Source organism: Jiangella alba, from assembly GCF_900106035.1.
In the GTDB taxonomy this organism is placed as follows: Bacteria; Actinomycetota; Actinomycetes; order Jiangellales; family Jiangellaceae; genus Jiangella; species Jiangella alba.
In genome coordinates this window covers 178879-197134 of sequence record NZ_FNUC01000003.1, presented here as the reverse complement: position 1 = coordinate 197134, position 18256 = coordinate 178879, and the positions used below count along the sequence as shown (strand labels likewise).

General features: G+C 73.0%; 13 protein-coding genes. 5 read left to right on the top strand and 8 right to left on the bottom strand.

Going from position 1 to position 18256, the window contains the following annotated elements:
• Window positions 1–68 precede the first annotated feature (68 nt).
• On the bottom strand, window positions 69–3212 hold the full coding sequence (locus tag BLV02_RS03735) for a glycosyltransferase (protein ID WP_171906698.1): 3144 nt from the start codon (window positions 3210–3212) through the stop codon (window positions 69–71).
• 150 nt (window positions 3213–3362) lie between these two features.
• Between BLV02_RS03735 and rfbD the strand changes: the two genes are divergently transcribed.
• A complete protein-coding gene (gene rfbD / locus BLV02_RS03730; RefSeq protein WP_069110437.1) occupies window positions 3363–4181 on the top strand; it encodes a dTDP-4-dehydrorhamnose reductase in 819 nt (272 codons plus the stop codon).
• A gap of 525 nt (window positions 4182–4706) precedes the next feature.
• On the opposite strand, the gene BLV02_RS03725 is transcribed toward rfbD, so the two are convergent.
• From BLV02_RS03725 to rfbA, 4 genes are read right to left on the bottom strand one after another with little or no spacing between them, the layout of a single operon-like run.
• Complete coding sequence (locus BLV02_RS03725; RefSeq protein WP_069110438.1) at window positions 4707–5084, bottom strand: COG1361 family protein; 378 nt, start codon at window positions 5082–5084, stop codon at window positions 4707–4709.
• Window positions 5084–7369 (bottom strand): CehA/McbA family metallohydrolase, encoded by a 2286-nt coding sequence (locus BLV02_RS03720; protein WP_083288447.1) that lies wholly within the window; start codon window positions 7367–7369, stop codon window positions 5084–5086. Before BLV02_RS03720 ends, BLV02_RS03725 begins: the two co-directional genes overlap by 1 nt.
• Window positions 7370–7409: 40 nt before the next feature.
• The gene (gene rfbC / locus BLV02_RS03715) at window positions 7410–8039 is read right to left on the bottom strand and encodes a dTDP-4-dehydrorhamnose 3,5-epimerase (RefSeq protein WP_216094093.1); all 630 of its coding nucleotides are present in this window, start codon (window positions 8037–8039) and stop codon (window positions 7410–7412) included.
• Window positions 8036–8908, bottom strand: coding sequence for a glucose-1-phosphate thymidylyltransferase RfbA (rfbA, locus tag BLV02_RS03710; protein WP_069110439.1), 873 nt, complete (start codon window positions 8906–8908; stop codon window positions 8036–8038). The genes rfbC and rfbA overlap by 4 nt, the downstream gene beginning before the upstream one ends.
• Before the next feature lie 48 nt (window positions 8909–8956).
• Between rfbA and rfbB the strand changes: the two genes are divergently transcribed.
• The gene (gene rfbB / locus BLV02_RS03705; RefSeq protein ID WP_069110440.1) at window positions 8957–9931 is read left to right on the top strand and encodes a dTDP-glucose 4,6-dehydratase; all 975 of its coding nucleotides are present in this window, start codon (window positions 8957–8959) and stop codon (window positions 9929–9931) included.
• A gap of 73 nt (window positions 9932–10004) precedes the next feature.
• A complete protein-coding gene (locus tag BLV02_RS03700; protein WP_069110441.1) occupies window positions 10005–12146 on the top strand; it encodes an FG-GAP-like repeat-containing protein in 2142 nt (713 codons plus the stop codon).
• Between the two features lie 21 nt (window positions 12147–12167).
• Here the strand turns inward: BLV02_RS03700 and BLV02_RS03695 are convergent, their stop codons facing one another.
• The gene (locus BLV02_RS03695; RefSeq protein ID WP_069110442.1) at window positions 12168–13313 is read right to left on the bottom strand and encodes an aminoglycoside phosphotransferase family protein; all 1146 of its coding nucleotides are present in this window, start codon (window positions 13311–13313) and stop codon (window positions 12168–12170) included.
• Window positions 13314–13463: 150 nt separating this feature from the next.
• Here BLV02_RS03695 and BLV02_RS03690 point away from each other — a divergent pair, with 150 nt between their 5' ends.
• A complete protein-coding gene (locus BLV02_RS03690; protein WP_171906699.1) occupies window positions 13464–14747 on the top strand; it encodes a nucleotide sugar dehydrogenase in 1284 nt (427 codons plus the stop codon).
• Here the strand turns inward: BLV02_RS03690 and BLV02_RS03685 are convergent.
• Window positions 14657–15145 (bottom strand): hypothetical protein, encoded by a 489-nt coding sequence (locus BLV02_RS03685; protein WP_141711482.1) that lies wholly within the window; start codon window positions 15143–15145, stop codon window positions 14657–14659. The two genes, BLV02_RS03690 and BLV02_RS03685, sit on opposite strands and share 91 nt — an antisense overlap.
• Window positions 15146–15197: 52 nt before the next feature.
• Window positions 15198–16115 (bottom strand): hypothetical protein, encoded by a 918-nt coding sequence (locus tag BLV02_RS03680; protein ID WP_069110445.1) that lies wholly within the window; start codon window positions 16113–16115, stop codon window positions 15198–15200.
• 108 nt (window positions 16116–16223) lie between these two features.
• On the opposite strand from BLV02_RS03680, the gene BLV02_RS03675 reads away from it, so the two are divergent.
• A complete protein-coding gene (locus BLV02_RS03675; protein WP_069110446.1) occupies window positions 16224–18188 on the top strand; it encodes an acetoacetate--CoA ligase in 1965 nt (654 codons plus the stop codon).
• Window positions 18189–18256: the final 68 nt, after the last annotated feature.

The window sequence follows — 18256 nt, the reverse complement described above, 5'->3', positions numbered from 1 at the left end:
GCCGGCGGACGGTGCACCGGGCGGGCTGTGCCCGCTCTTCCCCAACGGCCGCACAGCGGCGAACAGCGTCAGGCCAGCTCGCGCTCGGCCTGCAGCTTGCGCACCGTCTCGACCAGCTCCTCGGCCCGGGCATCGAACGAGTGCTCGCGCCGCACCAGCTCGGACAGCTTCTCCCGCTCGGCGGCCCGTTCGGGGGTCTCCGCGAGCTGCAGATTCACGGCGGCGGCCAGCTCCTGCGGCGTCGAGTAGGTGAGGACGACGTCGCCGAAGACGTCGTGGAGGCCGGGGACGTCGTCGGTGACGACGCGGGCGCCGCAGGCGGCGAGGTCGAACAGCCGGTTGGAGATCAGCCCCTCGGCCTTCATGTCGTCCCAGTGGTCGTTCAGCACGACACCGGCGCCGGCGTAGACGGCGGGGAGGTCCTCGTTGGGGATGTACTGGCCCAGCCAGGCGCCCTCGGGCAGCAGGCCGCGCCAGCGCACGCCGTAGACGGACGGCACGATGCCCGCCGACAGCGCGGCGCCCACCGAGGCCCGCATGCCGCGCGCGTTGCCGACGAACAGGACGTCGTTGCGGCGGCGCGGGTCGGCGGGGACGGGGTGGAAGCGGTACTGGTCGGTGGCCTGCAGCAGCGGCCGCACCGGCGCGCCGAGGTCGGTGGACATCCGCCGGGCCAGGCCGGTGGACGCGGCGAAGACGGCGTCGTAGGAGGCCAGCTCGCGGCGGGTGACCCGCTCGGGGTGGCTGATGACCCAGGAGAGGTTGGTCTGCTGCGGGTTCACCGTGTAGACGCTGACCCCGCGCAGTACCAGCGCGACGTCGTCGAACCGGCTGGTGGGCCGGTACCACGCCCGCTTGGCGTCGATGACGGCCTCGTGGCCGAGCCGCTCGAGCGCCTCCTTGAGGCCGATGGCGTAGTGCCAGTCGCCCCAGTTGGTGCGCCGGGTGACGTCGGGCGCGCCGATCTTGATGGCCCAGCGCAGCGGCCGCTCCGGGCGGTCGTGCACGACGATCGGGTCGAAGCCCCAGTGGGTGGGCGCCGCGCCGTCGTAACCGACGATGGCGTAGCCGCGCTCGCCCCAGACCGCGACGTCGTCCTGCGCGACGGTCTCTTTCCAGCGGCCGGTGAACAGCTCCTGGTTGTCGGTGGCGGTGGTCGTGGCCGACGCGGTGGTGCGCCGCTCCGGCGTCTCGGCCAGCGCGACCATCGCGTCGGGGACGTAGCGCAGCGGACGGCCGGTCTCGCGGGCCAGTCGCAGGCTGAGGTCGGGGTTGTCGATGTCGTTGACGAACAGCGGGTCGAAGCCGCGGACGGCGGCGAAGTCGGCGGCCCGGACGGCGAGCGCGACGGGGGTCAGCGCGGCCGGCGTCGACGGCGCGACCACCTCGGGCGCGTCGCCGGCGAAGTTCCGGTAGAGGTTGTGCGGGTGCGCGCCGCGGGCGAACGCCACGCCGGCCGACCACACCGTGCCGTCGCGCAGCAGCACCAGCGGCTGAGCGGCCGCGGCGCCGTCGGCGAGCACGGTGGTCAGCGGCTCGAGCCAGCCCGGCTCGACCCACGTCGACGGCGTGAGGAAGACGACGGTCTCGCCGGTGGACTCGGCGGCGCCGATGGTCCGCGACAGCTCCGTCGACAGCCGCTGGGTCTGCCGCAGCACCCGCACGTTCGGGTACCGGATGGGCAGGAACTGCAGCCGCATGGCCTCGGCCTCGGTCGCCTTCGCGTCGACGACGATGACCTCGAGGTCGTCGCCGGCGTCGTCGAGCAGCCGCTCGACGGTGGCGGTGACGGCCTGCGCGTCGTCGCCCGCGTGGATGACGACGGACACCGATCCCGGAGGGCGCGCGGCCAGCCCGGCGTCGACGGCGGACCAGTCGACCAGGTGCTTGGCCCGGATGACGAAGCGGTAGCCGAACAGCTCGTTGATGGTGATGCGGTCGCTGCGCTGCTCCCAAGCGTCGTAGACGGTGGCGACGAACGGCGCCAGCTCGAAGTCGGTGACCGCGGACATGCGGATGAACAGGTCCCAGTCGACGTTGCGGCGCAGGTTCTCGTCGAACGCGCCGACCTCGTCGAGCAGCGACCGCTCGTGCAGGACGACGATGCAGTCGATGAAGTTGCGCTCCAGCAGCGCCGCGCGGTTGTACGGCAGCGACCGGTAGCCGACGCGGCCGTTCTTCTTCTCCTCGACCAGCTCGGAGACGGCGTAGCCGAACCGCAGCGACCGGGTGCGCACGAACGCGACCATGACCTCGAGGAAGTCGGGCGTCCACACGTTGTCGCTGTCGAGGTAGGCGACGTACTCGCCGCGGGCCTGTGCCAGGCCGGCGTTGCGGGCCACGGAGACGCCGCCGGCGCGGTCGCGGCGGACCAGCTCGATGCGTTCGTCGGCCAGCAGCGGCTCGATGGCCTCGGCGGTGCCGTCGGTGCTGCCGTCGTCGACGACGATCAGCTGCCAGTGGCGGTACGTCTGCGCGACGACGGACTCGATGGCGGTGAGCACGCCCGCGCGCCGGTCCTTCGTCGGGATGACGACGGTGACCAGCGGCGGCTCCTCGCCGCGCCCGGCATAGTCGGCGACGACGCGGCGCTTGAACGCCTCGGCGGCCTCGTGGTCGAAGCTGTCGGCGGTGCGCGGCAGGTGCTCCCAGCCGTGGGTGTCCTGCATGAGCCGGCGGGTGCGGCGGGCGAAGTCGGCCAGCGGCGCGCCCTGCACGTCGCCGAAGTTCGAGGTGTAGACCTCGACGTCGAACGCGGCGCTGGGCTGGGCGCCGGTCTTCCAGCCGGTCTCGAGATAGTGGCCGAGCGGGCCGCCGCGGTGGGCGGCGGCGCCGGGGTGCCGCTCGGTGTAGAACTCGGGGTCGAACAGCGGGTGCGGCGACAGCCCGCGGGCGATGCCGCGGTTGATGTAGTGGATGAACGGCGCGACGTCGAGCTTCTTCGGGCTCTTGGGGTGGTCGCGGTACCACTCGCTGACGAAGCACGGGTTCGGCGAGATGTCGGTGGACGAGCCGGCCGTGACGTAGTGGTCGATCGGGTCGACCCCGGACGGGATCGGCTCGGGCAGCTGCTCGCGATACCAGGCGGCATCGAACAGGCCGCTGGCGCGGATGGCGGAGGCGATGCGGCGGCGCCGCGCGACGTCGTCGAGGTACGCCTGCGGCAGCACCTTCTTGACCAATCGACGGACCCTGCCGACCGGCAGTTTCATGCGAAGAACTCCTCGGGAACGATCATGACCCTGGTGCCCCAGGCCATTCGGACCCAAGTGCATCGGACGCATTCGGACGCTCGGTATCTTAGACGCTCGACGAGGCCGGGAGGTGCCCAAGTGCGATGGTTGATCACGGGCGCGGCAGGCATGCTGGGCCGCGACGTCGCGACGGTGCTGGACGGCGCCGAGGTCACGGCGCTGGGCCGGGCGCAGCTCGACATCACCGACGCCGCCGCGGCCGACGACGCCGTCCGCGGTCATGACGTCGTGGTCAACACCGCGGCCTGGACCGACGTCGACGGCGCCGAGACGGCCGAGGCGGCGGCCACGGCGGTCAACGGCGACGGCCCGGCGCACCTGGCCGCGGCGTGCGCCCGGCACGGCGCCCGGCTGGTGCACGTCTCCACCGACTACGTGTTCGACGGCGCCGCCACGTCGCCGTACCCCGAGGACGCGCCCACCGCGCCCCGGTCGGCGTACGGACGCAGCAAGCTGGCCGGTGAGCGGGCGGTGCTGTCGGCGCTGCCCGGCGCGGGGTACGTGGTGCGCACCGCCTGGCTGTACGGCGAGCACGGCGGCAACTTCGTCAAGACGATGGCCCGGCTCGCCGCCGACCGCGACACCCTCGACGTCGTCGACGACCAGCGCGGCCAGCCGACGTGGTCGATGGACGTGGCGACCCGGCTGGTCGAACTGGCCCGCGCCGGCGCGCCGGCCGGCGTCTACCACGCGACGAACAGCGGCGAGACGACGTGGTGCGGGCTGGCCCGGGCGGTGTTCGCCCAGCTCGGCCTCGACCCCGAGCGCGTGCGCCCCACCACGACGGACAGGTTCCCGCGCCCGGCGCCGCGCCCCGCCTACTCCGTGCTCGGCCACGACGGCTGGGCCCGGGCCGGACTGGCGCCGCTACGCCCGTGGGACGAGGCACTGGCGGAAGCCGCGCCCGTCGTGCTCCCCCGCGGCTGACCCGGACGCGCCGCCGCGCCCCAGCTCAGGTGGGGGTACCGCACGCTTTGCAATGAGCACCAATACGCACCACCGGATCGACTGACGCCGCCGCACCCGTAGGACGAGGCCCTGGCGGAAGCCGCCCCCGCCGTCCTCCCCCGCGACTGACCGGGAGCATCGCCACGCGCCAGCTCAGGTACCGGTACCGCACGCTTTGCAATGAGCACCAAGACGCACCACCGGATCGACTGGCACCGCCGCACCCGTAGGACGAGGCCCTGGCGGAAGCCGCCCCCGCCGTCCTCCCCCGCGACTGACCGGGAGCATCGCCACGCCCCAGCTCAGGTACCGGTACCGCACGCTTTGCAATGAGCACCAATACGCACCACCGGATGGACTGCCGCCGGCGCGTGCCGGCACGCGCCGGCGGGACGTCGCGCCCCGACCGGCGCCGACCCGCGGGTGGTGCGTATCGGTGCTCATTGCAAAGGGACCGAAGACAACCGCTGACCTGCGGAGGCCGACGGCTGCAGCGCGCGTGCGCTAGGACGAGCGCAGCAGCAGGCTGATCGTGCTGTGCTGCGCCAGGCCCCCGAGCGCCTCCAGCGCCCGGAACGTCAGCGTGACGTCGACGGTGGCGGGCGCGTCGAAGCGGACCCGGATGCCGCCCTCCTGACGCGGCTCGCCGGTGAGCACGTGCACCGGGAGGTCCAGCTCGACGCCGGGCACCGGGGCGCTCTCGATGGTCAGCGGGCCGGTCACGTAGCCGTCGTTGACGATGGTGACGTCGACGGGGTGCCACTCACCCGGCGCCAGTTCACCGAGGCGCGTGGCGGTGCGGGCGACGTTCACCCGCGCCTCCGGGTTGATGGTGACGGCGATCGGGGCCGCGGTGTCGACCGGAGCGCAGCAGTGGTTCATCAGTCCACCTCGGATTCGTCGCGTCGGCCCAGGTAGATCGCCTGCGCCTGGTCGTACGCCGCCCGTGCCTCGGCCCGTTCCGCCTCGCGCACGAACCCGGACTTGGCCGTCCACAGGGCGTCGACGGAGTCGTGCAGCCACTGGGCGCTGCGCTTCGAGGCGCGGATCGGGCGGCCGCCGGCCTCGACGAAGATCGGCTGGGTGTGCACGCTCGGCAGGATGCGCAGCGCCACCCACGACGAGCGTTCCAGCGTGACGTCGAACGCGACCTCCCGCTCGGCGCCGTCGGCGAGCACCCGCTGCGACGCCACGGCGTAGCCGTTCACCACGAGTTCCAGCAGCACCTCGCGGCCGCCGTCGAGGCGGGCCCGCTCGAGGTGCCACCCGACCGGCGCGCTGTACGCGGGCCGGCCCGGCTCGGGCGGCGGTGGCGGGGTCTCGGGCAGCCAGGCGGCGACGGTCGCCGTCACCCGGACCGGTCCCGGCTCGGCCACCCGCTGCTCGCGCGCGCCGTCGCCGTCGACGGCGAGGTCGAACACGTGGCTGCGGCCGTCGCCGAAGTACGACGCGCCCTCGCGAAGACCGCCCAGCCACGCCTCCAGCGCCTGCGGCCCCCGCGGCGGCGACGGCAGCCGGACGTACGTGCGCCCGACGCCCGGGCCGTCGTCGTAGATGCACGGGTAGTCGGTCTCGCCCAGCATGAGCGTGCGGTAGCCGACGTTGAGCAGGTGGTACCAGACGTTCAGCTCGGCCGCGGGCGCCACCTCGGCGCCGGCCTGGAAGTCGGCGGAGCCGAGCGGGACGTCGACGATGATCTCGTTGGACCCGATGGACTGGAACCCGGGCACGACGTGGTTCGGCAACTCGTCGGTGCCGGCGTCGAGCCCGAGCCCGCAGTGCGCGTACCCCGTCAGCGCACCCTGGGCCTGCCCCCACCGCATGATCGGGAGGTTCCACGACGGCCAGTCCTCGATCAGCCGCGTGCCGGGGTAGTCCTGGTCGGTCAGCCCGAGCAGGATGACGTGCCCGGAGTGGCTGGACGGGAAGCCGGACACCTCGACGTCGTAGCGCAGCGCGCTCTCGTCGTCGCGGTCGGTGGGCCGCGGCGACCACGTCATGCCCTGCGCCTGCTGCATGGCCTCGTTCTCCAGCAGCGCCGGCGGGCTGATCGACGCGCCGCTGAAGAACTGCTTCTGGTGGTAGTAGCAGGGTCCCCAGGTCAGCACGCTGCCCAGCCACAGGCCCTCGCCGCGGACGTGCCGGATCATCGTCTCCGGCGTGACGCCCTCGCTCGGCACGTTGTAGTGCGAGCAGCCGCCGGCGTGGATGTGCGGGTCGCCCGAGTAGTAGCCGCGCGCGGCGGGGTCGACCCAGCGGTCCAGCCGCAACTCGACGGCGTCGGTGCCGGGCTCGACGCGGACGGCCCGGGTGGCCTCGCGGTACTCCGGCCCGCGCCGCACGGAGATCTCGTAGTCGCCGTCGGGCAGGACGACGACCTCGCCGGTGGCGCGGTACACGTGCTCGTGGAAGAACATGTCCGGCGCCAGCCGCATCGCCGTCGACGGGTACGACCGGCCGCGGGCGTCGCGGACGGTGACGGCGGCCATGCTGCTGGCGCCGTCGGGCTCGCGGACGTCGAGGCGGATCTCCCGCGCCGGCCGGCTGTCGAACTCGAGGGTCGCGGCGTACGCCGTGGCGGTCATCATCATCTCGATGGCGGCGCGGTTGCCCGGCGGGCGGGTGAGGCTCGGCGGCCGGTCCTCGACCGCCATGGTGAACGCCAGGTCGGCGGTGCGACGGCCGCCGTCGCGGCTGTACACGCTGATGACGTGGTACTCGGCCTCCAGCCCGGACAGCTCGCCGGACGTCGCCAGCCGCGACTGCAGCCAGGCGTCCTTGATGCGCGGCACGCTGTCGAGGGTGTCGGGCAGCGCGATGCGGGCGGAGTGGCTGCGGTGGTCGATGACGCCGTACACGCCGGGCGTGGTGCCGTCGAGCCGTCCCTCGATGCGGTGCGGGTTCGCGACCCGGACCAGGAAGCTGGTCCAGCCGTGCTGGACCAGCCGCGGCGGCGCGGCGCCGGGCCGGGTGACCGTGCCGGCATGCTCGTCGACGCTCACCTCGACCAGCACGTGCGGACGCAGCAGCGCCTCGATCTCGGCGGCCGAGGCCGGCTCGGCCAGCCGGGCGGTGACCTCCGCCGGCAGCGGGTCGCCGAGGTCGCGCAGCTGGTGCACGGCGCGGGACGCGGAGGCGAGCAGGGGCTGGGCGGCGGGCTCGGGCACCGAGGACTCCTGTCGGCAGGCGGGGGATTCCCCGCCGACGTTACTGTGCCGCGAGCCCCGCGTAGAACTGCTTTGTTTCCGCGTAGTCCGGCAGCAGCCCGGCCTCCCGCGCTTCGGCCAGCGACGGTGCCGCGCGGTCCTTCTCGGACAGGATCGGGGTGAGCGGCCGGCCCTCGCGGTCCGTCGTGGGCCAGTCGATGCCCAGCTCGGGGTCGAGCGGGTCGACGCCGTGCTCGCGGCCGGGCGCGTACGGCGCCGTGCACAGGTACATGACGGCCGACCCGCCGGCCAGCGACAGGAACGCGTGCCCGAGCCCTTCCGCCACGTACACGGCCCGCCGGTCGGCGTCGTCGAGCAGTACGGAGTCCCAGGCGCCGAACGTCGGCGACCCGACCCGGAGGTCGACCACGACGTCGAGGACGGCCCCGCTGACGCACGTGACGTACTTGGCCTGACTGGGCGGGACGTCGGCGAAGTGCAGGCCGCGCAGCACCCCGGCGGCCGAGACCGACAGGTTGGTCTGGACGATGTCGGGGCGGTGGCCGACATGCGGCGCCAGCAGGTCGCCGCGGAACGACTCGAGGAACACGCCGCGGTCGTCGCCGAACTGCGGCGGCGTGACGACCCACGAGCCGGGCACGGACAGCGGCTCGATCGCCGGCCCGCTCACGCCGGCGCGCCGTCGAGCAGGCCGACGAGGTAGTCGCCGTAGCCGGACTTCGCCAGCGCCTCGCCGCGGGCCCGCAGCTGGTCGTCGTCGATGAAGCCCATGCGCCAGGACACCTCCTCGGGGCAGCCGATCTTCTGGCCCTGCCGCGCCTCGATGACGCGGACGTACTCGCCGGCGGCCATGAGGTTGTCGAACGTGCCGGTGTCGAGCCAGGCGGTGCCGCGCGGCAGCACCTCGACGTGCAGGGCGCCGCGGTCGAGGTAGGTGCGGTTGACGTCGGTGATCTCCAGCTCGCCGCGCGCCGACGGGGTCAGGCCGCGGGCGATCTCGACGACGTCGCTGTCGTAGAAGTACAGGCCGGGGACGGCGAAGTTGCTGCGCGGCCGCGCCGGCTTCTCCTCCAGGCTGATGGCCCGGCCGTCGTCGTCGAACTCGACGACGCCGTACGCGGTGGGGTCGGCGACGTGGTGCGCGAAAACGAGCCCCCCGTCGACCTCCGTGTACTTGCGCAGCTGGGTGCCGAGGCCGGCGCCGTAGAAGATGTTGTCGCCGAGAACGAGCGCGACGTGCTCGGAGCCGACGAAATCGGCGCCGATGACGAACGCCTGGGCCAGCCCGTCGGGGCTCGGCTGCTGCGCGTAGGTGATGGACAACCCCAGGTCGGAGCCGTCACCCAGCAGCGACGTGAACTGCCGCGCGTCGTGCGGCGTGGTGATGACGAGGATGTCGCGGATGCCGGCCAGCATGAGCGTGGTCAGCGGGTAGTAGATCATCGGTTTGTCGAAGACCGGGAGCATCTGCTTGCTGACCGCCATGGTGAGCGGATGCAGCCGGGTTCCCGAGCCGCCCGCCAGGATGATTCCTCGCATGTGCGCCTACGATAGCCCGCGAAAGGGACCGCTCCAGGAGGGGACGACATGCGGCTGTTGATCACGGGCGGGGCCGGCTTCATCGGCTCGCACTACGTCCGCCAGGCGCTGTCCGGCGCGTATCCCGGCCTCGACGGCGCCGACGTCGTCGTGCTCGACAAACTCACCTACGCCGGCAACCCGGCCAACCTCGAGCCCGTCACCGACCACCCGCGGTTCTCCTTCGTCAAGGGCGACATCCTCGACACCGGGCTGGTCGACGAGCTCGTCGCCGCCGCCGACCAGGTGGTCCACTTCGCCGCCGAGAGCCACGTCGACCGCTCCATCCAGGGCGCGGCCGCGTTCGTCGAGACCAACGTCGTCGGCACCCAGACGCTGCTCGACGCCGCCCGGCGCCACGGCGTCGACCGCTTCGTGCACGTCTCCACCGACGAGGTGTACGGCTCCATCGAGTCCGGCTCGTGGACCGAGGACCACCTGCTCGCGCCGAACTCGCCGTACAGCGCCAGCAAGGCGAGCAGCGACCTCGTCGCGCTCGCCTACCACCGCACCCACGGCGTCCCCGTGTCGGTCACCCGCTGCTCGAACAACTACGGTCCGTACCAGTACCCCGAGAAGGTCATCCCGCTGTTCGTGACCAACCTGCTCGACGGCCTCAACGTGCCGTTGTACGGCGACGGCCTCAACGTGCGCGACTGGCTGCACGTCGACGACCACTGCCAGGGCATCGAGCTGGTCCGCTCGGGCGGCCGGTCCGGCGAGATCTACAACATCGGCGGCGGCCGCGAGCTGACGAACAAAGAGCTCACCGGCCTGCTGCTGGACGCCTGCGGGGCCGGCTGGGACCGCGTCGACCACGTCGAGGACCGCCTCGCGCACGACCGCCGCTACTCCGTCGACGACGGCAAGATCCGCGCCGAGCTGGGCTACGTGCCGCGGCAGGACTTCGCCGCCGGGCTGGCCGCGACGGTCGACTGGTACCGCGGCGGGCGGTCGTGGTGGGAGCCGCTGAAGAACCGCTGATCGGGGGTTCGTCCGCAGCGAGCCGGGGCATACTCGAAGACGACCCTGTGGTCGATCGGGAGGTAGCGAGGACTTGCGGCGTGCGCTCGGCGTCATTCTGGCGACGGTGCTGGCGGCGACCCTCCTCACCGGCTGGGCGCCCGGCTGGCCCGGCGGCGACTCGACGGCACCGCGCGACGTGCGCCAGCCGCCGTCGAAGACCGTCGACGTCGGCGTGTTCTTCGCCTCCGCCCAGGGCGACGCCGAGGCCGTCCAGGCCGCCATCGACGCCGCCGACCCCGGCCAGACCGTCGTCTTCCCCGCCGGCGTCTACCAGTTGGAGCGGCCCATCCGGTTCCGGTCCGGGCGCAACTACACCGCCGCCGACGGCGCCCGCGTGGTGCTGCGCGGCTCCGGCGAGGACGGCGTCACGCTCGCCCACGACGACCTCAGCGACGTCACCATCAGCGGGCTGGAGTTCGACAACGTCCGCCTCGAACTGGACGGCTCCGACGACCACACCTCCGTCACCGACGTCACGCTGCGCGACTGCACGTTCCGCAACGGGGCCGTGGGCAGCGAGTGGGGCGTCGCGTACGTGCTGCTGCGGCACACCGTCGGCGTCACCGTCGAGGGCTGCGAGTTCCTCCGCGACAGCGCCCACCCCGGCCGCGGCGTCGTGTCCGACAGCACCCGCCTCACCGTCGTCAAGGACTCCTGGTTCGGCACCACCGCCGACCTCGACCCGTCGGTGCCGGACGGCTGGTTCCGCACCGCGATCAACTTCTGGGGCCACGACCTCGCCAACGGCCAGGGCAACGACGAGGTCGTCGTCGACGGCAACGTGTGGCGGCGCACGCCCGGCATCGGGGCGCCGTCGGGCTGCCAGTTCTGCCAGGACCACGGCCTGTACGCGTGGGGCAGCCGGCGGCTGTCGATCGTCGGCAACCGCGCCGACGGCTGGGACGCGTCGCCCGCCGGCGGCTCGATGAAGTTGCGCAACCAGACCGACACCTTCGTCGTCGGCAACCGGCTGCGTTCGTCGGGCATCCTCAGCTACGTCTACGCCAGCTCGAACATGCCCGAGGTGTTCCGCCGGGTGTCGCTGCGCGACAACACCATCGACATGCGCGGCGCGACCGGCTGCCGGCACTACTGCGGCGTCACGTACTGGCGCGACGCGGAGATCCTCGGCCAGCAGGGCGCGCCGGAGAGCGACGTGTTCATCGGCGGCAACGCGTTCGTCGACGGCGGGCTGATCTCGGTCTCCACCGACCGCGCCGCCGAGTTCTGCGTCCAGGGCAACAGCCGGGCCGCGCTGATCTCGCACCTCGGCGACGTCCGGACCAGCGACTGCGGGGCCGCGCCCGAGTGGGAGGAACCGTTCGCCGGGGTGCTGCGCGGCGACTTCGACGGCGACGACCGGGAGGACTTCGTCCAGCTGGTCCGCGACGACGGCGAGGATCCGTACTGGCGGGCGCACCTGAGCGCGGGCAACGGCGTCGAGATCCAGGAATGGCCCGCGCACGTCGGCGGCGCCCAGCTGGCCGCCCGGCTCGGCGTCCAGGTCGGCGACTTCGACGGCGACGGCCGCGACGACCTCGCCTGGGCCGGCACCTGCCGCGACCAGGGCAACTGCTGGCGGGTCGCCCTCAGCGGCGACGACGGGTTCGCGCCGCCCCGCCCGTGGGCACGGCTCGGCTCCGTCACCGCCGAGACCACCCGGTTCGGCGTCCAGGTCGGCGACTTCGACGGCGACGCCCGCGACGACCTGCTCTACCGCGGCGGCTGCGGCGCCGACGACGAGCCGTGCTGGCGCATGCTCGGCAGTGACGGCGAGTCGTTCCAGGTCTCCTCCTGGGGCGACGCCGCCGCCTGGACCACCGAGTCCGACGTGTACGGCCTGCTCGTCGCCGACTTCTCCGGCGACGGCCGCGACGACGTCCTCTACCGCGGCGCCTGCGGCTCCCGCGCGGAACCGTGCTGGCGCATGCACGCCAGCGGCGACAACGGTTTCAAGGTGCGCAGCTGGGGCGACGCCTTCTGGACCGAGCCCGACGGCACCACCGCCCACTACGGCATCTCCGTCGGCGACATCGACGGCGACGGCGACGCCGACCTCGGCTACCGCGGCCGCTGCGGCGAGGGCGAGTCGCAGTGGCGCTACCACCTCAGCACCGGCTCGGCCTTCACCACCGCCTGCGCGCCGCGGGCCAAGCTGCCGCCGGCCCGCTGAGATTCGCCGGGTGCGCCGCGCTCAGGGCAGCAGGTCGTCCAGCAGCCGCAGCATCGTGTGCATCCGCCGGTCGGCGGCCTTCACACTGCCTCGCTTGACGGCGCGGAAGTAGCGGTTGCGCCAGCCGCTCAGGAACAGCAGCAGGGCCAGCGCCACCTGCAGCCGCCACGGGACGGCGCCGGCGGTGCCGAGGGCGGGCCGCAGCGAGGCGGGTGCGTCCAGCGTCGCGGCGAGGGCGCGGGGGTCGGGCGCGGACATCAGCACCTTGAGGACGTCGTGCGCGAGCGGCCGGTGTCCGGCGTCCTCCCAGTCGACCAGGGCGAGCCGGCCGTCGGTCGTCCGCAGCACGTTGCCCAGGCCCGGGTCGCCGTGGCTGAGCCCCATCGTGAGCGGCCGCCCGTCGTCGAGGAGGGCACGGGCCCGCTTGAGCGTCGCCGGGCGGTCGAGCGCGCCGGGCCAGCTGCCCGGCGGCGGGTCCTCGGCCAGGCCGGTGAACGCGGCCAGCGCGCGAGACCGCTGCTCACCGTCCAGCGGCGCGTGCGTCACGCCCAGCCGCTGCCACGTCTCGGCCAGCAGCGCGAGCAGTTCCACGACGGTGTCGGAGGCGTCCTCGGGCCGCACCGCCGCGCCGTCGACCGCCTCCTCGACCAGCCAGTCCGCGACGGCTCCGCCGGACGGCCCGGGCCCGGCCAGGCCACGTCCGGCCAGCCCGCTCTCCAGCACCCGCGGCACGGTGAACGGCGTCCGGCCGACGACCGACCGCTGGTGCGCACTGCCCGCCACCAGCGGCGTCGGCGTCCCGGGCGCGAACCGCTGCTGCACGACGAGGGTCCGGCCGGCCTCGGTGACGTAGAACGCGCGGAACCGCAGCTGCTCCGCCGTGCGCATCGTCCCGGCGACGACGACGTCCGCGGCGGCCGTCGAGCGCACCCGCGGCCGTCCGTCCGTGACCAGCACCGATGCCCCCGTCCGCTGGTTGACGAAGACGCCGCTGGACGGGAACGCCCCCGACGGGTCCAGCCGGTCGGAGAAGGCGATGCGGTTGTCGTGGAAGAAGTGCCGCCGGCGCAGCCGGGCGACGCCCCGTGCGGACGGCAGGCTGCCCGTCGTACGCTCGATCGCAGCGGCCCATTCGAGCGAACGGACGGCATCGGAGACGGCAGGCACCGCATATGTGTACCAGTGCAACAGTGCAGTTCAGACCGGTTTTCATGGGAGCACGATGAGAATGTTCTCATCTTCTGGACGGCTCTCGCGGGCCGCGCGAAACAGAGCATGCCCAGACCTGCTGTAAAGTCGCACGGTCACGAGCGCCACATGGACGGGAACGAAGCAGTGTCGACAGATGTCGCAGTGGTTGGACTGGGATACGTGGGATTGCCGCTGGCGCAGGAAGCCAGCCGCTCGGGCCTGCGGGTCATGGGCTTCGACGTCAGCACCCATGTCGTCGAAGGTCTGAACGAAGGTCGGTCGCACGTCGACGACCTGTCCGACGCCCACATCGCCGAGATGCTGGCGGCCGGCTTCCAGGCGTCGGCGAACGAGGACGACCTCGACGACGCCGACACCATCGTCATCTGCGTGCCGACGCCGCTGTCCGACGACGGCGGGCCCGACCTCGGCGCCGTCAAGGCCGCCGTCGGCACCGTCGGGCGGCACCTCTCCGCCGGCATGCTGGTGGTGCTCGAGTCGACCACCTACCCCGGCACCACCGACGAGGTGGTCCGGCCGATGCTGGAGGAGGCCTCCGGCCTCGTCGCCGGCCGCGACTTCCACCTCGCGTTCTCGCCCGAGCGCATCGACCCGGGCAACCCGAAGTTCGGCATGCGCAATACCCCCAAGGTCGTCGGCGGCCAGACCTCCGCCTGCACCGAGCGGGCGGCCACGTTCTACCGCCGCTTCGTCGACACCGTCGTCGAGGCCAAGGGCACCCGCGAGGCCGAGACCGCGAAGCTGCTCGAGAACACCTACCGGCACGTCAACATCGCGCTGGTCAACGAGATGGCGCGGTTCTGCCACGAGCTCGGCATCGACCTCTGGGACGTCATCCGGCTGGCCAAGACCAAGCCGTTCGGCTTCCAGGCGTTCTACCCCGGCCCCGGCGTCGGCGGGCACTGCATCCCGATCGACCCGAACTACCTGAGCCACAACGTGCGGGTGCGCCTCGGCTACCCGTTCCGGTTCGTCGAGCTGGCGCAGGAGATCAACGCCACCATGCCGGCGTACGTCACCCAGCGCATCATGAACATCCTCAACACCGACGGCAAGGCCATCAACGGCTCGACGATCCTGCTGCTCGGCGTCACGTACAAGCCCGACATCGCCGACCAGCGCGAGTCGCCCGCCGTCCCGCTGGCCAAGCGGCTCGCGTCGCTCGGCGCCCACGTGATCTTCCACGACCCCAAGGTCCCCACCTGGAAGGTCGACGGCGCCGTCCTCGAGTCGGTCACCGACCTCGACGCCGCGCTGGCCGCGTCCGACCTCACCGTGGTGCTCCAGCCGCACAGCGACTACGACGGCACGCTCATCGCCAAGACGGCGCAGCGGGTCTTCGACACCCGCGGCATCACCCCCCAGGACGACAACGTCGAGCACATGTGATCAGGTGAGGGTCGCCGGCTCGTCCTGACGGACGAACACGTCCGCCCCAGGACGGCGGTGACCGCCCCGACGCGCTCCGCGTCGACGGTGGCGGAGACCATCGTGGCGCCGGCGAAGCTGCGGTCGCCGCCCATCAGGTCGTGGACGGGCCGCATGAGGTCGTCGTGGCTGTGTTCGACCTCGCGCACCTCGACCGGGGCGGGCGCCGTCGCGATCACCCGCTGGATCTCCGGCCCGACGACCGTGTCCTCCCAGCCGGCCACCAGGTTGACGATGACACCGTCGCCCGCATCGGTGTAGTGATACTTCGCCCAGATGGCGTCGCGGCTCGGGTCGGCGAACACCTCGAGGACGAGCTGGGCCGCGGCCAGCGCCCGCACGCCTCGTCTCGTCCGCATGGGTCCGCGCTTCCTCATCTCGTGGACGTGGCCGGACCGGACCCGGGTTGCGTCAGGCCCCGCGGGGGTGGCTGGTGGCCTCGAAGACGGTGGCGAGGGTCGGATAGTGCCAGGTCCCGGCCAGTTGCCCGAGGCCCTCGATGGGCGTCGTCGCGTCGCGGAGGAAGCCCAGGCGGTAGGCGTAGGCGGCTCCGGCGCTGCTGTTCGTCCCGATCAACGTCGTGACGACGCCGCCGGCGGGGTCGGTGCAGCTGCCGACGGCCAGGTGGTCGAAGCCCTGCCACGTCCGCGACCGGATGGTGGTGGTCGTCGCGGTCATCGTGGTGGTCACCGGGATCTTGACGAGGATCAGCCGGCCGGTGGTCGTGTTCGCCAGCAGCGCGTCGTACTGCGACGTGCGCCCGATCAGCGTGATGTCGCGGACCGTGCCGAAGCCGGGCAGGTGGCCCGCGCTCGCCAGGGTCGGACGGCTGCCGTCCCCGTACGTGACGCGGTAGCGGTACAGCGAGCCGTTGTCGTGCAGGCCGTAGAGGTACTGGTGCGGCATCAGCGAGCTGGCCAGCACCGTTCGCCGGAAGCCGCCCCAGCGCGACGCGAGGTTCTGCGCCGTGGCGCGCGATCCGGTGGCGTCGGCCCGGGCGACGAGCTGGAAGATCACGTTCGTGCCGGTGCCGAGGTGGGTGGTCTCCCGGTACGACTCCTCGGGCGTCGAGACGTCGGCGTCGAGGCTGCCGGTGGCCAGCGACCGGATGGACGTCAGCCCGGTGACCGCTCCGTAGTCGGTGACGGACGGGGCCCGGCCGGTGCTCCCGCTGACGCGGATGGCGCGGTAGTGCCCGTCGGTGTCGACGCTCGCCATGTTGACGGGGCAGTCGATCGGCGCGCCCGCGGCCGCGGCGGCTGCCGGACCGGCGGCGGCCAGGCCGGCGGCCGCGAGCGTGAGCACCAGAGCCGTCGCGATGAGCCTCATCGGTCCACCTCCGCGTGGTGAAAGGCGAAGATTGCCCCAAGGTAGCAGTCCGGCCGCACCCGTACAGCCCGGTCCGAACCGGTTCCGGCGTGCGTTAGGTTGTGCCGCATGACCGACGACGCCGAAGTCGTGTGGCGGCCCGATCCCGAGGCCGTGGCCCACAGCCGCATCGCCGCGTTCCGCCGCCGGTTGCGCGACGAGGGCCTGGTCGACGCCGCCGACTACGACGAGCTGTGGCGCTGGTCGGTCGGTGAGCCGGGCGAGTTCTGGGGCGCCGTCACCCGCTTCTTCGACGTCGCGTTCCGCACGCCGCCCGAGGACGTGCTGCCCGACGTCGCGATGCCGGGGACCCGCTGGTTCCCCGGCGCGACGCTCAACTACGCCGAGCAGGCGCTGGGCCCCGGCGACGGCAAGGGCGACGACGACGTCGCGGTCGTGTTCCGCCGCGAGGACGGGCTGCGCGCCGAGCTGACCCACGGTGAGCTGCGCCGGCAGGTCGCGGCCATGCGGGCGGCGCTGGCCGCCCTGGGCGTGCGGCGAGGCGACCGGGTCGCGGCGCTGGTGCCGAACGCGCCGGAGACGCTGGTCGCGTTCCTGGCGACGGCCAGCCTGGGCGCCGTCTGGTCGTCCTGCTCCCCCGACTTCGGCGTGCGCGCGGCGGCCGACCGGTTCGCGCAGATCGCGCCGACCGTGCTCGTGACCTGCGACGGCTACGTCTACAACGGGAAGACGATCGACGTCCGGCCGACGGTGGCGGCGCTGCGGGCGCAACTGCCGGACCTACGCGCCGTCGTCTCGTTCCCGTTCGCGGGGACGGACGTGCCCGACGCGCACTCGTGGCCGGAGCTGCTGGCCGAGCACGACGGCGCGCCGCTGGAGTTCGAGCCGGTGCCGTTCGACCAACCGCTATGGGTGCTGTACTCGTCCGGCACCACCGGCCTGCCGAAGGGGATCGTCCAGGGCCACGGCGGCATCGTCCTCGAGCACGTCAAGTCGGCCGGCCTGCAGCTCGATCTCAAGCCCGGCGAACGGTTCTTCTGGTACACCACGACCGGCTGGATGATGTGGAACTTCCTCATCGGCGGGCTGCTCGTCGGGTCGACGGTGGTGCTGTACGACGGCAGCCCGGGGTACCCGTCGCTGCGGTCGCTGTGGGAGTTCGCGGCCGAGGAACGGGTCGCCGTCCTCGGCACGTCGGCGCCGTTCGTGCAGGCCTGCCTGAAGGACGGCCTGACGCTGGACCCGTCGGCGTTCCCGGCGCTGCGGGCGGTCGGCAGCACCGGGGCGCCGCTGTCGACCGACGGCTTCCGCTGGCTGAGCCGCAACCTGGGCCCGTCGGTGCAGATCGCCAGCCTCTCCGGCGGCACCGACGCCTGCACGGCGTTCGTCGGCCCGGCGCCGGACGTGCCGGTGTGGCTGGGCGAGCTGTCCCGGCCCGCGCTCGGTGCCGCGCTGGCCGCGTTCGACGAGGCCGGGCACCCCGTCATCGGCGAGGTCGGCGAGCTGGTGCTGACGGCGCCGCTGCCGTCCATGCCGGTCTCCTTCTGGGGCGACGACGACGGCTCGCGGCTGCGGGCAGCCTACTTCGAGGACTACCCGGGGGTGTGGCGGCACGGCGACTGGGTGACGATCACGCCGCACGGGTCCGCCGTCATCCACGGCCGCAGCGACTCCACCCTCAACCGCGGCGGCGTCCGCATGGGGACGGCCGAGTTCTACCGGGTCGTCGAGGGCCACCCGGCGGTCGTCGACTCGCTGGTCATCGACACGTCCGGTGCCGCGTCGCCGGACGGTGAGCTGATCTGCTTCCTGGTGCTGGCGCCCGGCGCGTCCTTGTCCGACGTCGAGCCGTCGCTGCGCACGTCACTGCGCGCCGAGCTCTCGCCCCGCCACGTCCCCGACCGCTTCCTCGTCGTCGACGACGTGCCGCGGACGCTGACCGGCAAGAAGTGCGAGGTGCCGGTGAAGCGGATCCTCGCCGGGGTGGCGGCCGACCGGGCCGTGAGCCGCGAAGCGCTGCGCAACCCCGCGGCCCTCGACCCGTTCGTCGCCCTGGCGTCCGGCACCGCCTGACCCGTCGGCGCCGGCTTGTCGGTCGTCGCGCGTAGTGTGGGGGCCCACCCCCCAGGGAGGGGTCCCAC